Raw genomic sequence first — 22,232 nt, 5'->3', positions numbered from 1 at the left:
AGCTTCCCCTCTTTTTCTTCTTATGATGGCCATTTATTGTTGAGCATTCAGGCTTCTGCACCGGTTTCGTCGGTGATGATGTCTTCCTCACTCAGACGGTCAATCACCGGATAAGCGACGGCGGCGATGTGATGATGCACGCGCCGGTAATCGCGCAACACCCGCTGGAAGATATCCCCGGATTCCGCCCAGGCATTCTTATCGTCACGCAGCTTTCTGAAATGCTCGCGGCTGGCAGTGGCTTCTATCTGGCGCACGACTTCTTTACGCGCCACCAGCTGATGTGCAGCCGGTAAATCCTCGCCAAGGAATGCGGTGATCGCCAGACGCAGGCTCGTCAGGATTTCCGTGTGCAGCAGGCCGATATTTTGCAGCTCGAACTCGCTGAACAGCTCGCCACGGCGCGCACGGCGGGTCGCCAGCTGCGTCAGGCTGCTGGAAAGAATGTCGCCTGCGTGTTCAATGTTGATGACAAACATCAGGATCTCCTGCGCCCGGTCGGCATCGGAATCGCTTAGCCCTTCCTGCCCGATATCCGCCAGATACGCACGGATCGCCGCACTCAGCTCGTCGAGGGAGTGGTCGGCCTGACGGATTTCGCCAGCCTTCAGCGGATCCGGCGCGACAAACAGCGCACGCAGGCGCTCTAACATGACGTTGAGCATATCGGCAACGCGCAGCGATTCGCGCACGGAATTGGACAGCCCGATATAGGCAATACCCAGCCCCGCTTCGTCGAGATACATCGGCATTCCCGGATCTGCCGGCCGTTCTTCTTCCGGGAAAAAACGTTCCAGTGCGCGCGCCAGCGGGCCGGTCAAACCGATAAACATCACCGCAAGAATGGCGCTGAACGCAGTATGGAACATCACCACCAGCTGCGGCGTGGTCAGCGAAAGACCGGCAGCCAGTTTGCCCAGCATCGGCATCAGCGCGAGTGCCACCACGCATCCCGCGCCACGCACCAGCAGATTCCCCAGCGGCAGACGGCGCGCTACCGCTGAACCGGCATTCAGCAGCGGCGGCAACGCCCCACCGATATTTGCGCCCAGCACCAGCACCATCGCAGTGACCGGGGTCATCACGCCGGTAGCGGCAAGCGAGGCGATCAGCAAAATAACCGCCACGCTGGAATGACAAATCAGCGTGAGAATAATGGCGACCATCAGCGCAATCAGCGTATCGCCCTCCAGCCCCTGCATCACGGCGTGAAATACCGGCGTGGTTTCGATATGTCCCAGCGTGGCGCTGAGCATGCCGAGCGCCAGCAGCATCTGGCCGAGCCCTATCAGCGCGCAGCCCGCACTTTCAAAGCCGGAATGGTCACGAAGTTTGAACACCACAAACCCGCTCAGTATCAGCAAAGGAACGGCAATTTCGGTGTTGAAACTCATTAGCTGAACCACCAGCGTCGAGCCGATATTCGCGCCGAGCATAACCGCCAGCGCGGGTGCCAGACTCAGTGTTCCGGCGGCAGTAAATGAGGTCGCCATCAGGCTGACCGCAGTGCTGCTTTGCAACAGGCCGGTTATGCCGATACCGGCGAACAGCGCCATCCAGCGGTTGGTGAGATGTCGCCCCATCCAGTGACGCAGCGGGGTACCAAATCCGCGCTGGAGCGCAGTTGAAATCATGTGAGAACCCCACAGCAGCAGCGCAATGGCGCCTGCCAGATGGATAAGCAGTGTGGTTCCGGATTGAGTGGTCATAATCATAAGAGTGTCCCCTTTTTCAGGGTTGTTTTTGTGGTGTAAAAACCGTTACCAACAGCAAAGTCACGATAAAAGCAGGTGCCGCGATTAGCTGCGGCACCTGTGATCAGCGGATCAGAACCACTGTTTGAAGCGGCGGATATAGAAGGTCTTCATGCCCTGCGCCACGCAGCAGTAAGCGAGCAGCGTACCGGCCAGCCACGGGAAGTATTCCCACGGCAGCGCCTGCAAACCGACTACCGGACCGAGCGGCGAAAACGGCACGTAAATCCCAATCGCCATCACCAGACCGGTCATCAGCATCACCGGCCAGGCGGCGGTGCTCTGAATGAACGGAATTTTCTGGGTGCGCAGCATGTGAACCACCAGCGTCTGCGACAGCAAGCCTTCCACGAACCAGCCGGACTGGAACAGCGTCTGCATATGTTCACTGTTGGCGCTGAACACGTACCACATCAGCGCAAAAGTGGTCATATCGAAAATCGACGAGGTCGGGCCAATCCACACCATGAAACGACCGATGTTTTTAGCGTCCCACTTGCGCGGTTTTTTCAGGAACTCTTTGTCGATTTTGTCCCACGGCAGCGCCAGCTGGGAGATGTCGTACATCAGGTTTTGCAGCAGCAGTTGGATAGCCAGCATTGGCAGGAACGGAATAAACGCGCTGGCGACCAGTACCGAGAACACGTTGCCGAAGTTCGAGCTGGCGGTCATGTTCAGATACTTCATGATATTGCCGAACGTCTCGCGCCCTTTCAGCACGCCCTCTTCCAGCACCATCAGGCTTTTTTCGAGCAGGATGATATCGGCGGATTCCTTGGCGATATCGGTGCCGCTGTCGACGGAAATCCCGACGTCGGCATCGCGCAGCGCAGGCGCATCGTTAATCCCGTCCCCCAAAAATCCGACCGTATGCCCGTTGGCCTGCAAAGCTTTCAGTACGCGGGATTTTTGCAGCGGCGTGAGTTTCGCAAAGACCGTGCACTCCTCTACCCGTTCACGCAGCGACGCGTCATCCAGACGTTCAATCTGTGGCCCCAGCAGTGGCTCACCCGGCTCCAGCCCGACCTGACGGCAGATGCGGCTGGTCACCACCGCGTTATCGCCGGTGAGCACTTTCACGGTGACGCCGATATCGCGCATCGCGGCAATCGCCGGACCGGCAGTTTCTTTCGGCGGATCCAGGAAGGTCAGGAATCCGTGAATAATCAGGTCGTGCTCATCGGCAGTGCCATACTGCTTTTTGGTTTCTGCGCGACGGATTTCGCGGGTCGCGACCACCAGCACGCGGAAACCGTCTTTGTTGTACTCATTCGACATCGCCAGCAACGCATCGCGCCGCGCTTCGGTCAGTTCCACCACATTGTCGTTTTCGCTGATATGCGTGGAAATGCTCAGCATTTCTTCCACCGCGCCTTTACACACCAGCAGATGGTTTGCGTTGCGGTCTTTAACGACCACGGACAAACGACGGCGCACGAAATCGAACGGCATTTCATCGACCTTGCTGTAACCCTGTGGTTTCACAAAGCCTGGCGTGTTATCAGAAAACCAGATAACCGCCTGATCCATCAGATTTTTGATGCCGCTCTGGTGGTAGCTGTTCAGCCACGCCAGTTCCAGCACCGAGGCGTCTTTCTTGCCGTGCGTGTTGATATGGTGCTCAAGGATGATTTTATCCTGCGTCAGCGTGCCGGTTTTATCGGTACATAACACGTCCATTGCACCGAGGTTCTGGATAGCATTCAGGCGTTTCACCACCACCTTGCGCTTCGCCATTGCCATCGCACCTTTCGCCAGATTGGCGCTGACGATCATGGGCAGCATTTCAGGCGTCAGACCGACGGCAACCGCCACCGCGAACAGCAGCGCGTCCCACCACTCACCTTTCATGATGCCGTTGATCAGGAACACGACCGGCACCATCACCAGCATGAAGCGGATCAGCAACCAGCTGACGCTGTTCACGCCGCGGTCAAAGGCCGTCTGCGCGCGGGTGCCGACAATGGCTTTTGCCAGCGAACCAAAATAGGTGCGCGGGCCTGTGGCGACCACCACCGCTAATGCCGTGCCGCTGACTACATTGGTGCCCATAAAGCAGATGTTCGGGATATCCAGCAGATTCTCGTTTTCCGCCCCGCTTTCATCCGCTGATTTTTGGGCGACGTTGCCCAGCGTGTCGTACTTTTCGACCGGCAACGCTTCGCCGGTCAGCACGGCCTGACTGATAAACAGATCCCGCGATTCCAGCAGCCGGACATCCGCCGGGATCATATCCCCGGCATAAAGTTGCACGATGTCGCCCACCACCAGCTGGCGCATCGGGATCTCACACAGTTTGCCCTCTTTACCTGGTAGTTCACGACGTAACACGGTGGCCGTCGTGAGGACCATTGCTTTCAGCGCTTCGGCGGATTTGGCAGAGCGATATTCCTGCCAGAAACGCACCAGCCCGCTCAGACCGACCATCGCGCCGATGATATAAACCGACGTCAGATCGGTTTCTTCCCCCGCACGCAGCGGCAACCAGTAATCGGTAAAGAAGCTGATAATTGCCAGCACGGTGAGCACATAAATAAACGGATTATTGAAAGCTTTAACCAGCTGAACCAGCATGTGAGGCGGCTTGTCGTGAGCCACTTCGTTGTACCCTTGTTTTTCCAGACGCTGGGCCGCACTTTGATGCGTCAGGCCTTCGCGGCTCGAACTGACATTGATGAGGGTGACTTCCACCCCATTATTGGCTTCCTGAACGGCGCGCATGGAGAGCGCCTGTTTTTTTCTTTCTGCGATGTTTTGGTTATGTGCAGTCATGGTGATGCTCCTGTCACCGGATAACGACCAGGTGAAATCCGCAGTCTGTTAATTTCAGACAGCAGGATCCCTTCACGTTATTTCAGCGATCGGTATTTAATTATTTTTTACGCAGAATTCCCCGCCGTTTATTTTCCTTTAATTAAAAAGTGAATAAACAGAGTGAAATTGATTGTGTGTCTTTTAATGATGCATAACCGGCGGTTTTTTTTATTACGTCACTTTTTAGGGTGGCAATAATAAAAAGACAATTGCCATCAGGCATGCGTCAAGACGATGTTCAGCGCAGCGTAATGCTTGCGTTGAATCAGTGAAGGGAAACCCGACTTTGAGGTTCTTCGCTGTCAGAAACGATGCAGCGTTGTTCCAGCTGACCGGTGACAGGACTGACCCGCCACGTCGTGACGCGGTGATTCAGTTTGTTGATTTTAGAAGAAAAAACAGATGCAGAGTCTTTTTTGCGCGCAGCCAGCGTCCGGTCGCGGGACGGGCGGACACGCAAAGTGGATGTCACTGTTTTGACATCAGAAAAAAGGGTAGATTTGAACTTCATAACACACCTCGGGACCGTGACATTCAGGTTGAGGTGGGATTACACGAGAGCATCAGGCTCTGGCGAGGCACACCCAAACGATGAAATGATCACAATCGATTTTATGTTTACTGTTCCGGCGCGCTATTTCAGCGTCATCCGGCAAGCTACTGGTTACAGTGTCCATTAGTCTCTTATGTAAAGTTAATAAAGGCCGCTACTTCCGGCTCGTGCAATTTACCCATGCACTTTATTATTGTCAACCCGAAAAAGGCGAATGATATGTTTCGTTTATATTTCAGTGAGAAAATAGCCGGGCAGCTTTCACTGTCCGGCTGGCGGATATCACAACGTAATGTGATAACATCAGAAATTATATTGGATCCCTAAACGGAAGCGTGTCTGTCTTTCATCGGTGGTTTTTCTGACCGACACATTGCCGATTTGCGCATAAGGCGTCCATTGTTTATTAATATTGTAGGCAACTTTCAGATCCTGTTCATAATCCCATTTATCATTGTCGTAAAGGATCTGATCGCTGTGCTTGTAAATGTAATTATATTCAAACCGCCAGTCGGCGACACGATAACCTAACCATATTTCACCACGGTTGGTTTTACGGTCATCGGTATTATCCTTGGTATATCGCGTATATTCATAACGGTAACGGGCGTTAAAATAGATGCCGCTGTCGAATGTATATCCCGCGGTTAAAAACGGCTTATAGATACTGCTGTCTGAACTGGATTCCAGTGTAAAACCCGGCTGGACAAACACGTTTGGCGTAATCTTGTACTGATAGCTTATAGTGCTCTCTGTACCATTATCTACCAGATTATTAAAAGGTTTATTTGAATTGTCTCCACCAGACTTCCATTTTGCTTCCAGCGAGAAACCAAATCCGTTGGCAAAACGGTGCGATACCATCGCGCGGTCTTTATGTTGTTTACTGTCGTCCAGCCATTCATGGCGAAGGTCAATCGTCACGGCGTGGCTGCTGGCGCTGGCCAGCAGTAAGCCGCAGAGTATCAGTCTGCACTTTTTCATTTTTATAAATCCCAGAGATATTGAGTAATATTATTTTAAAAGGGTGTTGCTTTTTAACAGCGCTGCAATCATTTTTTCTTCAGAAAGTCAGCGTAATTAAATCCGCCGTCAGAAAGACGGGTTATCGGATCCGGCAGCCGCAAAGAAATAAAATCTCCGGGCTGAACTTCTATATTCTGTTTATTCACTGTTTTGTGGTTAGTATAAAAATAATTACTGTCATCCACATTGCCGGTGACGGCATCGTCATATTTCCCCGGCGAAGTGCGCAGGGAAAGATTGTCTTTGAAGGTGCCTTGCTTGTCTGCCGTAGTGTAAGGCGACGGGCGGAACAGGAAGTTGAAGCGTTTGTTGTCGACCGCGCGGTTACCCTCAACGCTCAGCGCGCCGGGGTTAAAGTTGTCGGTGAAACCGTCCATGCCGTTTTCGACTGCCACACTGTCTCGGATGACGTGTGCCACCGGTAATCCTTCGCCGCCGAGTTTGAAACCGTTGCTGCCGTTATGAACCGACAGGCTGTTTTCAATCGTCACGCTGCCGTTCGGACCGTCCTCAATCTTGTTGAATAAGTCAAAGCCGTCGTCGATGTTGTCGTGCGAATAGCAATTCACCAGCCGGTTACCTTCGCCGACGCGCATTTTTACCGCGAATCCGTCAGCGTTTTTGCGCCCCGGATCCTGATTCCCCCAGGATTCTGAATTACTGATCAGGTTATGGCTGGCCCACAGCGCCCGGCCTATACCGTCCGGTGAGGCGACCCAGATGCCGGTATCGTCGGCGTGATGCGCTTTCACGCGGTCGATATGGTTGTAGCTGCCGGCAATGTGGAAGCTTTTTTGCGTGAAGGTAATCCCCTGAATATTCCAGAAGCTGGCGTCGAGTTTCAGCCCGTTAAACACCACGTTATCGCCCTGCGCGCGCAGCGTTTTGGGGTTTTTCTCCGTGCCGCTGGCGGTGGCCGGTATCACGCCTGCCGGATATTCACCTTCCGCCAGCCACAACGTACCGCCCGGCGCTAACAAATTGACTGCGCTGGCGAAATCCAGCGGATGTTGTGCGGAACCGTCGTTACCGGCCTCACCCTGCGGCGACACGTGCAATTCATCGGGATTGCTGACCAGCGCCATTTTCAGCGGAAATTCCTGCATGACAGGTTTTCCGTTATCCGGCGTAAAGGTGAGCTGCAACGGTGTGACCGGATGCTGCGCGTGGAATGGCACGGTGACCGCTTCGCCGCCGCGAACGGCGCTCTGACTCAGCAAGGGCCTGCCATCCTGCTCAATCTGTAACTGACCGTCGCCGTTAGTGCGCAACTGAATCACGCTGTCGCGCCGGGTGATCACCGGCGATGACATCATTTCAATGCGCGCATTCAGTGACGGTGTCACGTAAGGCCCTGAAGGTTGTGTATGCGCCTCATCCAGCGTCAGCCTGGCGTTTTCCACGGTGATACTGGCATTGCGTGACGCGAAAAACCCGACGTAGTAACCGGTTTTATCCAGCTGCGTTACGCGGTCAGCGCCCGGAACGGAATGGCTGACCCACTGGTCGCTGCCCTGCGGGGCGTAAGCGACATCAAAACCGCTGTCGGTACGGGTCAGGCGCAGTGAAAAATGCGCGGGCGTGGTCAGCGGCTGATAACTTTCACGCACGATACTGATACCGGTATTTCCCCACGGTTGCTGCACGCCCTGACGGGCAATCAGCGCCAGCACCGGTGGCTTATCCCCGGTGGTTATTACGCTGTTCATCACCATGTTGGAAGCGGCCGGCAACTCTTCAATGCCGGGTTTGGTTACCGGTTCACGCGGCGTACCGAGAATGTCGCGTACCAGTAATCCCGCACCTTCCTGCCCCGCCGGTTTTGCGCCGTTTTCCGGCCCGAACTGGTTGAGGGTGAAATCAGCCTCAAGGCGGAAATTCACGTCAGCCGGTAATCGTGTATAGAAATAGGTCAGGCCATCGTGACTGTTACCGACCTTGCCGCCACGGCTTTCAAGCGTAAACGGCGTGGTGAGCAATGTGCCGGTGGCAGGTACAGGTTCCCCGTCTGCGAGCCGGATTTCGTTCATACCGATTTTTTGTGGCAAAACGTTGGTGGCGAAATTGACGTCGGTTGACTGACCGAAAGTGATGCTGTGCCAGACCAGTTTGCTGGCGTCAGGCAATGCAGCGGCGATGCTTTGTGCGCTCATTCCGAGGGAAAGCGCGGCAATAATAAATTTTGATGCCCGCATAATCGTTCTTATCCTAAAAACGTGAGGGGTCGCTGGCCGGTGTCCCGGCCAGTCGGTGAAGTCATAAAAAGCAGAGTTAAATCAGGGGTTACGGTTTTTGCGTGGCGCTGACCATCGGCTTAGAGGGGTCAACTTCCACAGCGGGAGTGTCGAAGATTTTGCGGCAGACTTTGCTGTTGCCCCAGCATTCTTCATACGGATAGCCGATCAGTTCTTCCATCACCGCACGAACGTCCGGCTGGATCTCGCTGATTGCCCCGCCCGCTTTGATACGCGCCACTTCGCCCAGCACCACTAAGTGCGTTTTGCGGTTCAGTTTCATCTGGTGACTGAAGACCATCGCCATCAGCGCCAGAGCAATTACGCCGATGAAGAACACCAGCGCAATCGCCGTCACCGCACTTTCAGGCTGAGTATGGGATTTAGACTGGAAACCGTAGAAGCTTAAAATCGCGCCCATCACAAAGACAATCACCGAGCGCATCAGCTTACCGGAGAAGGTCATTGCACCCGCGTAAATTCCCTCGCGGCGACGGCCGGTAAAGGCTTCATCAATATCCGCCAGGAAGGTGTAAACGGTCCACGGAATGTAATAGACGCCGCCGGTACCGATACCAAAGACCACGGTGATCGTCAGCATGGCGACGGTCGCATACTGCTGCGGCAGATGCAGCAAGTGCAGCAGGCTGTAGCAGGCGACCGAGAATACGACGATGCCGAGCGCCAGAATGTAAGGCTTGCTGAAGCCGTGTTTCACACAAATTCCGATGAAAATGGCGGTAGAGAACAGTTGCAGGATTGAGTTCAGACTGCTCAGCCCGGCGACCATTGTCGGATCATATTGCAGCACGAAGATAATGAAATAGGTGAATACTGAGGCGAACAGCCATTCCGCGCCGAAACCGCACAGATACATCCCCAGATGTTTACGGAATACGCGCAGGTGGAAGGTAGATTTCATGTCGCGCACCAGCGTCAGCATGGTTTTACCCAGCGTCATTTTCTTCTCATCCACCGGCGTGGTTTCTTCCACCGGACGTTCCCAGGAAGAAAGATATAACAGACCGATGGCGATACACAGGATCACGCCGTAGGTCAGCGCGGTAAAGAAGAACGGCTGCGCGGAATCTTTGCCGTAAATCAGGATGAACTGACCAGGAATGAACGCCGCCAGAAAGTTCGCCACTTTGCCGAAAATCGCTTTGTAGCCGGTCAGTTTGGAACGGGCCGAAAAATCGGTGGTCATTTCGGTGGCCAGTGTTTCATAAGGCACCATCACCGAGGTGTAAATCAGTTCGAACAGCACATACGTGGAAAGGTAATACCAGAATCCGAAGCCTTCGACCCATAACAGCGGGTAGAACATCATCAGCGGTACGCCGAGCAGGATAAAGAATCGACGGCGTCCGAAACGTTTGCCGAGGCGCGTTTTGCCAAAATTATCAGAAAGATAACCCATCAGCGGATTACTGATAGCATCTATGATGCTGGCAACAGAGAAGATGGCCGATGCCTGTAACAGCGTCAGGCCGCAAAAGGTGGTGTAGAAATAGAGCAACCAAATACCGGCAATTGCCAGCGCCCCGCTGCCCAGTAAGTTCCCGCCGCCATACGCCAGCTGGTGTCTGAAAAGAATTGGTTTTTCTGCGTTCATAGTATTCCCGCCCGAGAGTGTTTTAAAAATCTGAACCGGTGTTTCGATTTTATGGATATGGCGTTTTATATAGGCGAGGCGAATGAATAGATGTGAATTAGTTCACATTTGACACAGGAGTGGTCGAATGAACGGTCAGTTTTGAGATACGTGTAACAATATCATTCATAATTAATACACATTTTGCGCGACTATTGGGAATGAATTGGTTTGAAACCGAATGATTAGAAAACTATGGCTTATGAAACCGTGGGTTAAGTTCAGGCAGGATGAGAGTTTTAGACGGGAATTTTCCGTGAAGGTCATGCATCTGACGGGAGCCATTATGGCTATGGCGTTCAAATTCAGACAAATAAGGCCATTCCCTGGCCCTGGTGCCTGCTACAGCGAGTCGTTTTATTGCGCAGTGGCGTGCGGTCCGCTTTTCAGCAGCGTCGCGGTGCTTTCATGCAGTTCATCGAGCAGTGTATAACGCTTTCGATATTCAGAACGTTTCTTACTGGCAATCTCTTCCATCGGTTTGCGCGGCAACTCCAGCGGCACGTCGTACAGTGCAGAGGAATAGGGTGTGGCGCTGATGGAATCCCAGAATTCGTTATAGCTGGCGACAAACACGTTTTTCTTACGGTGACGGTAGCGCAGGCTGCGGAACACGTGGCCGGTATCGCTTACCGCCAGAATGCGCTGAACGCCGGTTTCAGCCGCGACGCGTTGCAGGGTTTCCAGCAGCAGGCGTTTCGGGAACAAACCGTAGCAGGATTTTGTTGCCTGCTTAATGACGTCATGTGGCGTTGAGCGGTGTGCGCCCTGGAATCCTCCAACGATCAGCGTCGGACCTTCCGGACGTTGCACAATGCTGAAGGTCAGCGCCGCCAGCAACGTATCTTCCATATACAAGAACATATTGGCTTCGCCTTCGCGCTCAGATTTACCGATTGAGCCCAGCACCACGCTGAAAGCTTCGCCGTCTTTACCGGTGAACTGTGTAACGGTGTTGCCCTTTTCGCTGAGGAAGGTGTTACGCATCTGAACGTTTTCGAGGTTCCTCACAAACTCGTAGTGGTCGACCAGCGCGTCGGCGCGCCCGGCAGAAGGCAGACCGAGATACAGATAAGGTTTGTGAATTTTGCTCGGCAATTTAGTCTGCACGCTGAATGCTTCATGCCAGACCGGTTCGCTGGCCATTTTGTTAAGCACTTTCAGGGTATCGAGCGGATGCAACAACGTACGGACGGCGTATTTCACGCGGAACATGCGGTCGCGCCACAAGTTATCAGGCACACGTGCGCCGCTCAGCAGATCCATAAACAAGCTGAATCCGCTGCTTTTTTTGATTGTTTCTTCAGCGGCGATTTGTCCCGAGGAAAAGGTGCCGCTGAGGGATTCGGTTTCGTTAAGGGGTGAGTGTTCCATGATCGGTTTCCGCTGCCTGAAATAATCACGGTATCACCCGATTTTTAAACATCTTTACAACGTGGATTTAAAGAGAACCCAATTCAGCAGGCAAAATGAAGAGCGTTTAGCTGCCGTTTAGTTTACACAATGCTTACTCTTTCTCCTTTATTCCTCCACAAAGTTTTTTCTTATCTTTAGTAAGGGGTTACAGAGGATCATTGCTGTGAACAGTTCCCCACTCGCACATCATATCTAACACCGGGATCAGCGACTGGCCGCGCGCTGACAGGCTGTACTCCACCTTGGGCGGAATTTGCGGGTATTCATTTCTGATGATCAGGCCGTCACTTTCCAGCTCTTTCAGCGTCAGGCTGAGTGTTCTGAAGGAAATTTTCCCCAGACGGCGTTTGAGTTCATTGAAACGCACCACGGGCGTGGCGCCGGTCAGAGAATAGAGGATGACCATTTTATATTTTCCGCTGACCAGCGAAAGCGTGTAGGCAAATCCCGTATCTTCCTGAAGTACGCAGGCATTAACCGTTTCATTTATAACTTCTTCGTTCATGACACTAACCTTTTGTATAGTACATATCACAAATGACAGTATTGTACTTTAAATTAAAGCTGCCTATGATGCAAACATCAACGGGACATGACCTTATTTATTTAACGATTCAAATTACGATTCATATAAAAATTGAGAGGCTTTTACTTGAAAACGCTCATTATCGTTACGCATCCAAATATCAATAACTCCGTGGTCAATAAAAGGTGGGTAGAGGAATTAGAAAAACACCCTGACTTATTTACCGTGCATCAGATTTATCAGGCTTATCCTGACGGCGTAATTGATGTTCAGAAGGAACAGCAGTTAATTGAGCAGCATGACAATATTGTGCTGCAATTTCCGGTGTACTGGTTTAACTGTCCACCGCTGCTGAAACAATGGCTGGATGAAGTATTTACCTACGGCTGGGCATACGGCTCCGCCAGCGGGCACAAGCTCAGAGGGCGCAAGTTTGCAGTGGCCGTCAGCGCTGGGGTTAAGGAAGTGGATTGTGCCCCTGAAGGACGTTATCTTCATTCCATGCAGGAAATACTTTTGCCTTTCCAAATGACCGCTAAATATGTTGGGGCCAATTATCTGCCATTCTATGCTTTCTATGGTGCAGAGTTTGATATTGTGCCGGAGGAATTAGAACGCAGTGCTAAAGGCTATATTGATTATCTTCAGTCTTTTTAAATAATCCGGTCGTTAAGTCAAAAGATAAAGAAAAACCCGGCGCATGCCGGGTTATGTTTATGAATATAATAAAATAGCGGATGACTATTTATTCTCGACAAATTCAAATGCCAGACGCAGCTGTTCCGCATTCGGATTTCCCGGCAACAAATGGATGGATTCTCCGGCTTGTAATGTGCGTTCAATCAGGCGCGACATCTGTTGCCCGTCGTGAATATCCACCTGCAATTGCGCCAGACTGACCGGCAAGTCCAGCACTTTATACAATGCGGTCAGTTGCTGTACGACTTCAGGCTGATTGAGCAACGCGCTTTGCACCAGAATGCCATACGCCACTTTTGTGCCGTGCAGGAAAGCATCGGTTTGCGGCAAGGCAGTCAGGCCGTTATGAACCGAATGCGCCGCCGCAATACGCGTATACCGGTCGCCCAGTCCGCCGACTAAACCGCCGCCCGCAATAATTGCGTCCAACACGTTAAGGAACGACTGCGTCAGCTGGTTATCGTCCTGCGCCTGCAACGCCGCTTCGCTTTCATTGAGCAATACATCACGAATGGTCAGCGCCGTATTCAGGCCCAGCTGTACCGTTAACGGCAGTTTTTCCGGCTGCGGGCTGAGCACCACGGCTTCGTACCATTTCGCCAGCGTATCGCCGATGCCTGCCAGCAGATATTCTTTCGGCGCTTGCAAAATAATATGCGGCTCGACCAGTACCAGATGGTTGGCGTCGTTGAAAATTTCATAGCGCAGCGCCTGCCCTTCGTCGCTATACCAGACTGAAAGCGGCGTCCAGGCCGCACAGGTCGCAGCGATAGTCGGGATCGCGACTACCGGTAATCCGAGACGACGCGCCACCACTTTGGCGGTATCCAGCACCGCTCCGCCTCCGATGCCAATCACCACCTGACGGTCGTTCCCGCCAATTTCCGAAATTCTCTGTACTTCGGTTTCGCTGCAATGCGCTTTAAACAGAACCCGCTTTGCCTGTGAGGCGGTAAAGGCTTCCGGCAGGAAATCCTGCGCAGCCACCAGAGCGCGCTCGCCGTAAACCCACAGCGCTTTATCCAGCTGCGCCGGTGTGTAGAAGTCGCTCAGGCGGTCGATAGCACCGGGGAACGAAAAATAGTTGGCGGGGCCGGTGACCACGCGGATATTTGTCTCACTCATGGGGAAATCCTTAAATTAGAAGCTGTTATCATCCTACGCCCGGACATCCAGATGGCTAATAATCTTTGGCATTAACTTATGCCTTTTCGTTCGTTGCCATTCATTCACAGGTCATCAAAACTCGGGCAATCAATTCATTAACTCAATATAAGAGCCTGAACAAGGCCTGTCATGAATTGTCCTCCCGTTAAAATGATGATTAACCACACAGGGTAATAACCATGAAACTGTTCTCCTCGTCATTACTGGCGTTAAGTTTGCTCTCCGTTTTCCCCTCTTTCGCCGCCGTTGCCGCAGAGTCCGCGCCGGTTCCGAAAGCCATCAGTGAACATAAAGGCCCGGTGCGTATCGCGGTGATCCGCAATCTGGGCTCCGATGACAACACCACGCAGTTTGTGTCCGGTGCCATTCAGGAAGGCCGCAAACTGGGCTTTCAGGTAAATACCTTTCTCAGTAACGGCGATGACGCCAAATTCCAGGACTTCGTGAATCAGGCCATCAGCCAGAAATACGATGGCATCATTTTGTCGCAAGGGCGTGACCCTTATTCCACCGAATTGCTCAAGCGCATCACCGCCAGCGGCACTGCGGTGTCGGTATTTGATACCGCGGTCAACGGCGATATTCCCGGTGTAACCGTGACCCAGCAGGACGACGCGTCTCTCACCGATCTTTCCGTCGGGCAGCTGATTAAAGATTTCAACGGCAAAGCCAATATCGTCAAACTTTGGGTCGCCGGTTTCCCGCCGATGGAACGCCGTCAGGATGCGTACAAAAAAATCTTAGCCGCCAATCCGGGTATTCATGAGCTGGAATCTGTCGGGGCGGTCTCTTCTGACGTTCAGGGGGATACCGCCAATAAAGTCGGCGCGCTGCTGGCGAAATACCCGAAAGGCAAAATCGATGCAATCTGGGGAACCTGGGACGCGTTCAGTCAGGGCGCGTACAAAGCCTTGCAGGAGAATGGCCGTACCGAGATCAAACTCTACAGCATTGATATTTCAAATCAGGATATCGGCCTGATGCGCGAGGCGAACAGCCCGTGGAAAGTCAGCGTGGCAGTCGATCCGAAACTGATTGGCGCGATCAACCTGCGTCTTGTCGCGAACAAAATTGCCGGTGAGAAAACGCCTGCCAGCTATGAATTTAAAGCGGCGGCCATTCCACAGGCGCTGCTGATCAGTAATCCGGATGCAGTCAACGTCGCATCACTGGCGAAAGTCATTCCAGGCTGGGGCAAATCTGATGATTTTATTGCGCCGTGGTTCGCCACCCTTGAAGCACAACACAAAAAATAAGGGCGGAAGATGACAACACACACTCTCCCGACGCCGGAATACAGCCGCAATATGCGGCTGATCGGCCACAGCGATCAGGGCGGCAAACCGGACGGCGTGCAGGTGATGGTTCACCGTGGTTATGCCTACATCGGCCATATGGTGTCGCAGGGCTTTTCTATTGTGGATGTGCGTGACCCGAAAAATCCGCGCGCCGCCGGTTTTATCTCTGCGCCGCCGGGCACATGGAACGTACATTTACAGGCGCACGACGATTTACTGCTGGTGATCAACGCGCGTGATTTGTTCGCCGACGTGCGTTTTGCTGATGAAAAAGTGTATTACACCCGTTCTGTCAGCGACACGGTCCAAGGCACGCAGCAGCGCGGCTGAAGCGCCGGTGTACGTATCTTCGATATTTCGGTGCCCGATCAACCAAAAGAGATCGGTTTTCTCGGGCTGGAAGGTATCGGCGTGCATCGCATCTGGTACGTCGGCGGGCGCTGGGCATACGTCTCTGCGCTGATTGACGGCTACAGCGATTACATTTTTCTGACTATCGATCTGGCTGACCCGCGCAATCCGCAGGTTGCCGGACGCTGGTGGTTGCCAGGCATGCACACCGCAGGCGGAGAAACACCGGACTGGCCGCAAGGCAAACGCTATGCACTGCATCACGCGATTATCAGCGGTGATACCGCTTACGCCAGCTGGCGCGATGGTGGTCTGACGCTGCTGGATATTAAGGATCGCAGCGCGCCGCAGCTGATTTCGCATCGTAACTGGAGCCCGCCTTTTGGCGGAGGTACGCATACTGCACTTCCGCTGCCGGACCGCGATTTGCTGGTCGTGCTCGATGAAGCAGTGCTGGATAATCAGGAAGATGGCGAGAAACTGATCTGGCTGTTCGATGTGCGCGAGCCGTCGAATCCGGTGAGTATTTCGACTTTCCCGCAGCCGGATGAACGGGATTACGTCAGCAAAGGCGCGCATTTCGGCCCGCATAATTTGCACGAAAACCGGCCCGGAAGCTTTGTCAGTTCGACGCTGATTTTCGCCACGTACCAGAATGCCGGAGTGCGCGCCTACGACATCAGCAATCCTTATCAGCCGAAAGAAACCGGAGCGCTGGTCCCTGCCGCGCCTGCCACCATGATGGATAAACGTCCGGGCAGACCGCAGGTGATCCAGTCCTGCGACGTGTTTGTCGACGCACAAGGGATTATCTACAGCACCGACTACAACGGCGGTTTATCGATTATCGAATATCTCGGCTGATGTTTTGCCCGCACCTGAAATCATTTGATTCAACCTATTTACTTTCAGGTGCGCTCATTTTGGCCTTACCCGCCCGCTTTTGTGCCGGGCTGAGAACCAGCCAGACCGCCACGCAGATCAGTATTCCGCCGGCGAAGAAGCCTTCTGACAGCGTTTCATTGAGCAGCAGATAACCCCACAGAATACCGAAAGGCGGGATCAGGAACGTGACCGTCATGCTGCGCAGCGGGCCGATATCGGCAATCAGGCGGAAATACAGGATATACGCCCACGCTGTGCAGATAAGGCCGACCGCCAGCACGCAAAGCCAGACCAGCGGCTGCGCCCAGTGAACCGGTACTTCGGTTGCTGAGGCGTAGAGGAAAAACGGCAACAGGAACAGCGTAGCGCCCAGCTGGCTGCCGGTGGCGACCAGTTTCGGATCTAATCCGCCGCGTTCAGTTATCCAGCGGCGGGTCAGGAAACCGGCCACCGCGTAACAGCCCGTCGCCACCAGACACGCAATCACGCCCGCCAGAAGTTGCGGCACTGATTCCGCACTGCCTGTGGTGGTCAGCAGGGTAATACCAAACAGGCCAACCAGCACGCCAAGCGCTTTTTTGAGCGTCACGGCTTCGTGGAAGAACAGACCTCCCATCACCACGCCCATCAGCGGCGTGGTTGCGTTGAGGATCGCTGAGTAGCCCGCCGGTAACCAGCGAGCCGCCAGGCAATACATCAGGAAAGGCAAACCGGAGTTGATCACCCCGAGCAGTAATGAGCTGCCGAATTTTTGCTGATAATCACGCGGTGTTCGCATTACGGCCAGAATAACCACCAGCCCGATAAAGCCGAACAACACGCGTAAAAACGCCGTATTGATGGCTCCGAAAGCCGGAGACGCCACCCGCATAAACAGAAAACTGCCGCCCCAGATCGCCGCAAGCAGTAACAGACGGCAAAAATCTCCCGCTTTCATTTACGTCCCCTATTGAACATTGGCTATTGCCTTGTTTTAGTAATGTTATTATCAACGTTAAATTCGTGTTAATCAGTGTAGTGAATTCGCTGGCGGATTAACCTGCTTTTTCTTGCTTTTATATTCTGAACAGGACGCTTTCATGACGGATTTTTCACAGGCTGAATTTGATGTTCGCGTGGAATGGGGCGCACCAGCCATTGAGCATCTGGCCGCAGAAGCGGACTGTATCGTGATTATCGACGTGATGTCGTTTTCCACCTGCGTGAGCGTGGCTAATGAACGCGGCGGCGTAATTTTCCCTTATCCCTGGAAAGATGCCAGCGCGCAGCAGTTTGCCGCAGAAAATAATGCCGTATGCGCGCAGTTTGACCGGCGTTTTCAGGGGCCAGGTTTTACCCTTTCCCCCTGCTCTTTGCTGGACATGACTGCCGGAACGCGGCTCGTTTTGCCTTCGCCGAACGGATCGGCTCTGACCTTCCAGGCCAAAGCGCACAAGGCGGCGATTTTCACGGCCTGTTTTCGCAATCTGACGGCGACCGCCCGTGTCTGTGAAAAATATCGCCACATTCTGATCGTGCCCGCCGGTGAAAAGTGGCCGGACAACGCTCTGCGCCCGGCGCTGGAAGACTTAGCTGCCGCTGGCGGGCTGGTTTCACGTCTTTCGCACCGTCGTTTGTCGGCAGAAGCCCGCGCGGCCCGCGCCGTTTATCAAAACCTGACACTGGCAGAACTGGCAGATTGCGGCTCGGCGCGTGAACTCAAACGTCGCGGTTTTGCATCGGATGTCGGGTTATGTCTGCAGGAAGATGTGAGTGATTTTGCCTGTCAGTTGCAGGACGACTCTTTTACTGCGATCCGCTGAAAGGAAAATCGCTCTTTTTGATCCTCGCCGGATCTATAACCCGGCCAAAGTTGTGTGATAGGTTAAATACTTATCATCTATCTTTTGCTGCGCCTTGCAGCGATGCTGTTTTTTCCAGGACAGAAGACAATGAGCCAGAGTAAATCGGATGCGTCAGAACATCCGCAGGGAGATTCCGCCGTCAGTTCCGGGATCTCCGTTATTGCTTTATTGGTTGCTGCTGCATTTTTTATGGAGTTTATCGACGGAACGGTGATTGCCACCGCACTGCCGCAAATGGCGCTTTCATTCGGGGTTTCGGCGGTCGATCTGAATGCGGGGATGAGCGCCTATATGCTGACGCTGGCAGTGTTGATCCCGGCCAGCGGCTGGGCGGCAGAACGTTTTGGTGCCCGCAACGTGTTCACCTTTGCCCTCGCGGTCTTCACGCTGGCGTCGCTGTTTTGTGCGATGGCGACCAGCGTCAGTGAATTTATCATTCTGCGAATTATTCAGGGGATTGGCGGTGCGCTGATGGTGCCGGTCGGGCGTCTGACGGTGCTGAAAACCACGCCAAAACCGCAACTTATCAAAGCCATCGCCACGCTGACCTGGCCTGCACTGGTGGCACCTATCCTCGGGCCACCGCTCGGCGGATTCATCACCCATTACGCATCGTGGCACTGGATTTTTTATATCAACGTGCCGCTTGGGATTATTGCCATGATCCTGGCGTGGCGGCTGTTTCCGCAAGAAAAACCCACAGAACCGAAGCATTTTGATAAACCGGGCTTTCTGCTCACCGGACTGGCGATGCTTTCGCTGGTGACGGGGCTTGAGCTGATCAGCCAGGATCATATTCTGTGGACCACCGCCGCGCTGCTGCTGGTGGCCGGTGTGGTACTTTCGGTTCTGGCGGTCCGCCATCTTTACCGCGACCCTTCGCCGATGGTTCATCTGGGTTCAATGGTGATCCCGACGTTTCGCATCTGTATGGGCGGCGGTTCGCTGTTTCGCGTGACCATCAGTGCGGTGCCTTTTCTGCTGCCGCTGATGTTGCAGGTCGGATTTGGGATGGATCCTTTCCATGCTGGTTTGTTAGTGCTGGCGGTATTTGCCGGTAATCTGGCGATGAAACCGGCTACCACGCCGCTTATCCGCCGTTTCGGTTTTCGTCCGGTGCTGGTCGTTAACGGATTACTGAGCGTTTTCTCCCTGCTGTTTTGCGCCTTTATGACGCCCGGCACGCCGGACTGGCTGGTGATGTTGCTGCTGTTCCTCGGGGGCTTAAGCCGTTCAATGCAGTTTACCGGCATCAGCACGCTGGCGTTTTCGGACGTGCCGCAAAAGCAAATGGCCGATGCCAATACCTTGTTCAGCACGGTATTACAGCTTTCGGTCGGGCTGGGGATTACGGTGGGCGCGCTCGGTACCCGTCTCGGCGAGCAGCTGATCACCCTGTTCCACTGGGATGATGTGCCGGGGATGAGCTTTAAAATTGCTTTTATCGTGATAGCCATTCTGACGCTGATCGGCTGGCTGGATATGTTGCGGCTGAAACCGGATGCAGGCTCGACGGTTTCGGGCAAAAAATGAATCGCTGCTCTATGATGATTCCTGTTAATTAACCCCCGGGAGAACCCGATGTTCAAAGGATTAAGTGCATTTCCTCTTACACCGCTGACTGAAAAAGGCATTGATGAAAAATCCTTTGTCAGACTGATAGAACGGCTGGTCCGTGCGGGTGTGGATTCCATCGGGGCGCTGGGTTCGACGGGCAGTTACGCCTATCTCAAGCACAGTGAGCGCGACCGCGTGGCACGGCTAGCGGTAGAACATGCTGATGGCATTCCGGTGATGGTCAGTATCGGGTCAGTGCGCACTTCTGACGTACTGCATCTGGCAGAAGATGCTCAGCGTGCGGGCGTGAGCGCCGTCTTGCTCGCGCCTGTTTCCTATCAGAAACTGACCAGTGACGAAGTTTTCACGCTGTATGAAACGGTGACGCGTCATCTTTCCGTGCCATTGTGTGTTTACGATAATCCGGCCACCACACATTTCGATTTCACCGATGAGCTTTACGGGCGTATCGCGCAATTGCCCCACGTTGCGAGCATCAAAATCCCCGGTTTGTCTGCTGACCCGTCGGCGACGCAAAAACGTCTGGCTGAAATCCGGCGGCTGGTTCCCACGCATATCACGCTCGGCGCGGCAGGCGATCTGGCCGCTGCCACGGTTCTGACGCAAGGCGGCGATGTCTGGTATTCAGTGATTGCCGGATTGTTCCCGGAAATTCCTGTGGCCATTACACGTGCGGCGCAAAAAGGCGATGCGCAGACTGCGCAGACGTTATCCGCACAACTGGAGCCGCTCTGGGAATTGTTCCGCCAGCACGGCAGCCTGCGCGTGGTAGCGGCTGCCGCAGAAATTCTCGGCCTGGTGCAGGCGCCTTGTCTGCCTTTGCCGCTTCAGTCTGTCGCCGGAGATGAACGTCAGCGACTGGCGCGGGTTCTCGATGAACTGGATTTGCGCGCCTGACCGCGATGGCGGGCACCTGTCCCGCCGTCATTTCTCTCTTCTGCCTCCACGCCATAAACAGCCACCCTTTTTGACCCTTATTCCCCCGTTTGATTTCGCTTAAATCGCTTAAGGTGGCAGCATCATGAACCTTTTCTGCCTGCGCGCTGGCGCGGAGCAAAACCACTAAAGGCTATTCAGGCGTGGCAAAATCATTTTTACGCAGTGGCAGTCTCAACGACATCCTTGCGCTGGGCGAAAGCGGGCAGCCGGTTTACGCATCAGCCCTGCAATTACGGGAAACCTTACGCCTGCGTAAACAACCTGCAATCGCAGATTGTCTGGCTATTCCGCAACTCAATGAGGCCGGAGACCGCCTCGACTGGTATTCGCCACGCGAAGGCAAAGTGCTCTCGTGGGCGGCAGCCACTGACGCGGCCCGCGCCTCGGCCTTGCGCCAGCTGGAAAACTGCCTCGATGTCGTGTCGCAAATCAGTAAAGCGGCAAAATCCTCCGAAAAATCCGCCAGCCAGTTCTTTGGTGCGTTACTGGAAAAAGCCTTTCGTTTTCCGGATCAGAACCACGTGTATCTGGTCGGCGGTCAGCCTGTTCTGACGTTCTGGGGATTTGTCAGCTTAGACAGCAGCGCCAATGCCGAACCTTTTGCCGCGCTGCGCAATACGCTCAAAGCAGATGAACCCTTACCGATTCTTTCGCTGGCCGCTGAAAAAGTTAAAGCGCCCGAGCCGGTAATCGCACAAGAGCCGCCAGTACGGGTGATAAAAACCATCGAAGCGCGCGCCGCTGAACAGGAAGCTGCAATGCCAGAACCAGTTGCGGCTGTGCGCCGCAAAAAATCCCCGCTGCTCTGGGCACTGCCTGTTGCCGCGTTGGTGGTGGCCGGTTCGGCGGCGGGCTGGTTGTATTCGCGCACGCCTGCGCCCAAAGTGGAAATAGCTAAAACTGACACACCAAAACCCGCTCCGGCCGCTGAGCCGGTTGCCATTGCCCCGCCGCCGGTCGCTGAGCCGCCAAAAGCGCCGGAAGTGAAAGCCCCGGAAGCTGCGCCGTTACCGGCCCCCCCTGCGGCTGTGGTAGTGCCTTCTCCGGCTCCGGTTGCGGAAGTCGAGAAAACGCCGGTGGTGCCGGAACCTGCTCCTGCGCCGGTCAGTAAAAATGCGCTGGTCATGCCACCGGATGCAGTAAAAATCGGCTCAACAAAATTCCTCAACGGTAACTGGAGCGGCATCGTTGAAATCAAAGATCCGGTTACCGGCAAGCCGCCGGTACTGCGTTATCAGTTCAAACAAGGTCAGGGCACGGTGAAAATCACCTATGGTGCCGGGGTAACCTGTCGCGCGCCGGTCAATGCCGGGCTGATGCAGTCGGGGAATCTGGTCATTAACAGCCGCTATAAAGCGAAATGCAGTGACGGTTCCCGCTATCAGATGCCGGAAATCAGCTGTACCCAGGGCGCAACTGGCGCTGCCGTGTGTCAGGGCCGTTACAACGGCGACACGGTTTACCCAATGACGATTAAGCGCGAAGGGAAATAAG

16 protein-coding genes and 1 pseudogene are annotated in these 22,232 nt (G+C 54.0%); 7 read left to right on the top strand and 10 right to left on the bottom strand.

All coding sequences use genetic code 11. From position 1 onward, the window contains the following. Positions 1-47: 47 nt before the first annotated feature. The 8 genes from J1784_RS18055 to J1784_RS18020 all read right to left on the bottom strand — a co-directional run bounded on the left by J1784_RS18055 (position 48) and on the right by J1784_RS18020 (position 11,956). Entirely contained in the window at positions 48-1,715 is a 1,668-nt protein-coding gene (locus tag J1784_RS18055) for a Na/Pi cotransporter family protein (protein WP_238485583.1), read from the bottom strand. 111 nt (positions 1,716-1,826) lie between these two features. Next, the gene (gene mgtA / locus J1784_RS18050; RefSeq protein ID WP_217150333.1) at positions 1,827-4,526 is read right to left on the bottom strand and encodes a magnesium-translocating P-type ATPase; all 2,700 of its coding nucleotides are present in this window, start codon (positions 4,524-4,526) and stop codon (positions 1,827-1,829) included. A 307-nt stretch (positions 4,527-4,833) separates the two neighbouring features. Continuing rightward, complete coding sequence (locus J1784_RS18045; protein ID WP_120508833.1) at positions 4,834-5,079, bottom strand: hypothetical protein; 246 nt, start codon at positions 5,077-5,079, stop codon at positions 4,834-4,836. A 345-nt stretch (positions 5,080-5,424) separates the two neighbouring features. Beyond that, entirely contained in the window at positions 5,425-6,105 is a 681-nt protein-coding gene (locus tag J1784_RS18040) for an oligogalacturonate-specific porin KdgM family protein (protein WP_217150332.1), read from the bottom strand. A gap of 68 nt (positions 6,106-6,173) precedes the next feature. After that, complete coding sequence (locus tag J1784_RS18035; protein ID WP_217150331.1) at positions 6,174-8,342, bottom strand: right-handed parallel beta-helix repeat-containing protein; 2,169 nt, start codon at positions 8,340-8,342, stop codon at positions 6,174-6,176. Between the two features lie 88 nt (positions 8,343-8,430). Then, complete coding sequence (locus J1784_RS18030; protein WP_217150330.1) at positions 8,431-9,996, bottom strand: MFS transporter; 1,566 nt, start codon at positions 9,994-9,996, stop codon at positions 8,431-8,433. Between the two features lie 396 nt (positions 9,997-10,392). Beyond that, a complete protein-coding gene (locus tag J1784_RS18025) occupies positions 10,393-11,409 on the bottom strand; it encodes a VirK/YbjX family protein (RefSeq protein WP_120508838.1) in 1,017 nt (338 codons plus the stop codon). A gap of 187 nt (positions 11,410-11,596) precedes the next feature. Beyond that, positions 11,597-11,956: a winged helix-turn-helix transcriptional regulator gene (locus J1784_RS18020; RefSeq protein WP_217150329.1), complete on the bottom strand. Its 360-nt coding sequence runs from the start codon at positions 11,954-11,956 to the stop codon at positions 11,597-11,599. Positions 11,957-12,103: 147 nt separating this feature from the next. Here J1784_RS18020 and J1784_RS18015 point away from each other — a divergent pair, with 147 nt between their 5' ends. After that, positions 12,104-12,634 carry an NAD(P)H-dependent oxidoreductase gene (locus J1784_RS18015; RefSeq protein ID WP_217150328.1) on the top strand — a complete coding sequence of 177 codons (531 nt, stop codon included), beginning with the start codon at positions 12,104-12,106 and terminating at the stop codon, positions 12,632-12,634. 84 nt (positions 12,635-12,718) lie between these two features. Here the strand turns inward: J1784_RS18015 and J1784_RS18010 are convergent, their stop codons facing one another. Next, on the bottom strand, positions 12,719-13,801 hold the full coding sequence (locus J1784_RS18010; RefSeq protein ID WP_217150327.1) for an oxidoreductase: 1,083 nt from the start codon (positions 13,799-13,801) through the stop codon (positions 12,719-12,721). A gap of 221 nt (positions 13,802-14,022) precedes the next feature. Here J1784_RS18010 and J1784_RS18005 point away from each other — a divergent pair, with 221 nt between their 5' ends. Next, positions 14,023-15,099, top strand: a complete 1,077-nt coding sequence (locus tag J1784_RS18005) for a sugar ABC transporter substrate-binding protein (RefSeq protein ID WP_217150326.1) — start codon at positions 14,023-14,025, stop codon at positions 15,097-15,099. Between the two features lie 9 nt (positions 15,100-15,108). Beyond that, positions 15,109-16,356, top strand: a pseudogene (locus tag J1784_RS18000) (LVIVD repeat-containing protein). A gap of 34 nt (positions 16,357-16,390) precedes the next feature. Here the strand turns inward: J1784_RS18000 and J1784_RS17995 are convergent. Continuing rightward, the gene (locus J1784_RS17995; protein ID WP_120508844.1) at positions 16,391-17,314 is read right to left on the bottom strand and encodes a DMT family transporter; all 924 of its coding nucleotides are present in this window, start codon (positions 17,312-17,314) and stop codon (positions 16,391-16,393) included. 142 nt (positions 17,315-17,456) lie between these two features. On the opposite strand from J1784_RS17995, the gene J1784_RS17990 reads away from it, so the two are divergent. The 4 genes from J1784_RS17990 (at position 17,457) to J1784_RS17975 (ending at position 22,231) form a co-directional block, all read left to right on the top strand. Then, on the top strand, positions 17,457-18,179 hold the full coding sequence (locus J1784_RS17990; protein WP_120508845.1) for a 2-phosphosulfolactate phosphatase: 723 nt from the start codon (positions 17,457-17,459) through the stop codon (positions 18,177-18,179). Between the two features lie 129 nt (positions 18,180-18,308). After that, positions 18,309-19,754, top strand: coding sequence for a DHA2 family efflux MFS transporter permease subunit (locus J1784_RS17985; protein ID WP_120508846.1), 1,446 nt, complete (start codon positions 18,309-18,311; stop codon positions 19,752-19,754). Between the two features lie 48 nt (positions 19,755-19,802). Continuing rightward, complete coding sequence (locus J1784_RS17980) at positions 19,803-20,696, top strand: dihydrodipicolinate synthase family protein (protein WP_217150325.1); 894 nt, start codon at positions 19,803-19,805, stop codon at positions 20,694-20,696. Positions 20,697-20,878: 182 nt separating this feature from the next. Further along, positions 20,879-22,231, top strand: coding sequence for an SrfA family protein (locus J1784_RS17975; protein ID WP_217150324.1), 1,353 nt, complete (start codon positions 20,879-20,881; stop codon positions 22,229-22,231). Position 22,232 lies beyond the last annotated feature (1 nt).

The sequence above is a fragment of the Rahnella ecdela genome, from assembly GCF_019049625.1.
GTDB lineage: Bacteria > Pseudomonadota > Gammaproteobacteria > Enterobacterales > Enterobacteriaceae > Rahnella > Rahnella ecdela.
The sequence above is the reverse complement of the archived record's forward strand: the minus strand, read 5'-3'. Positions and strand labels throughout refer to the sequence as shown.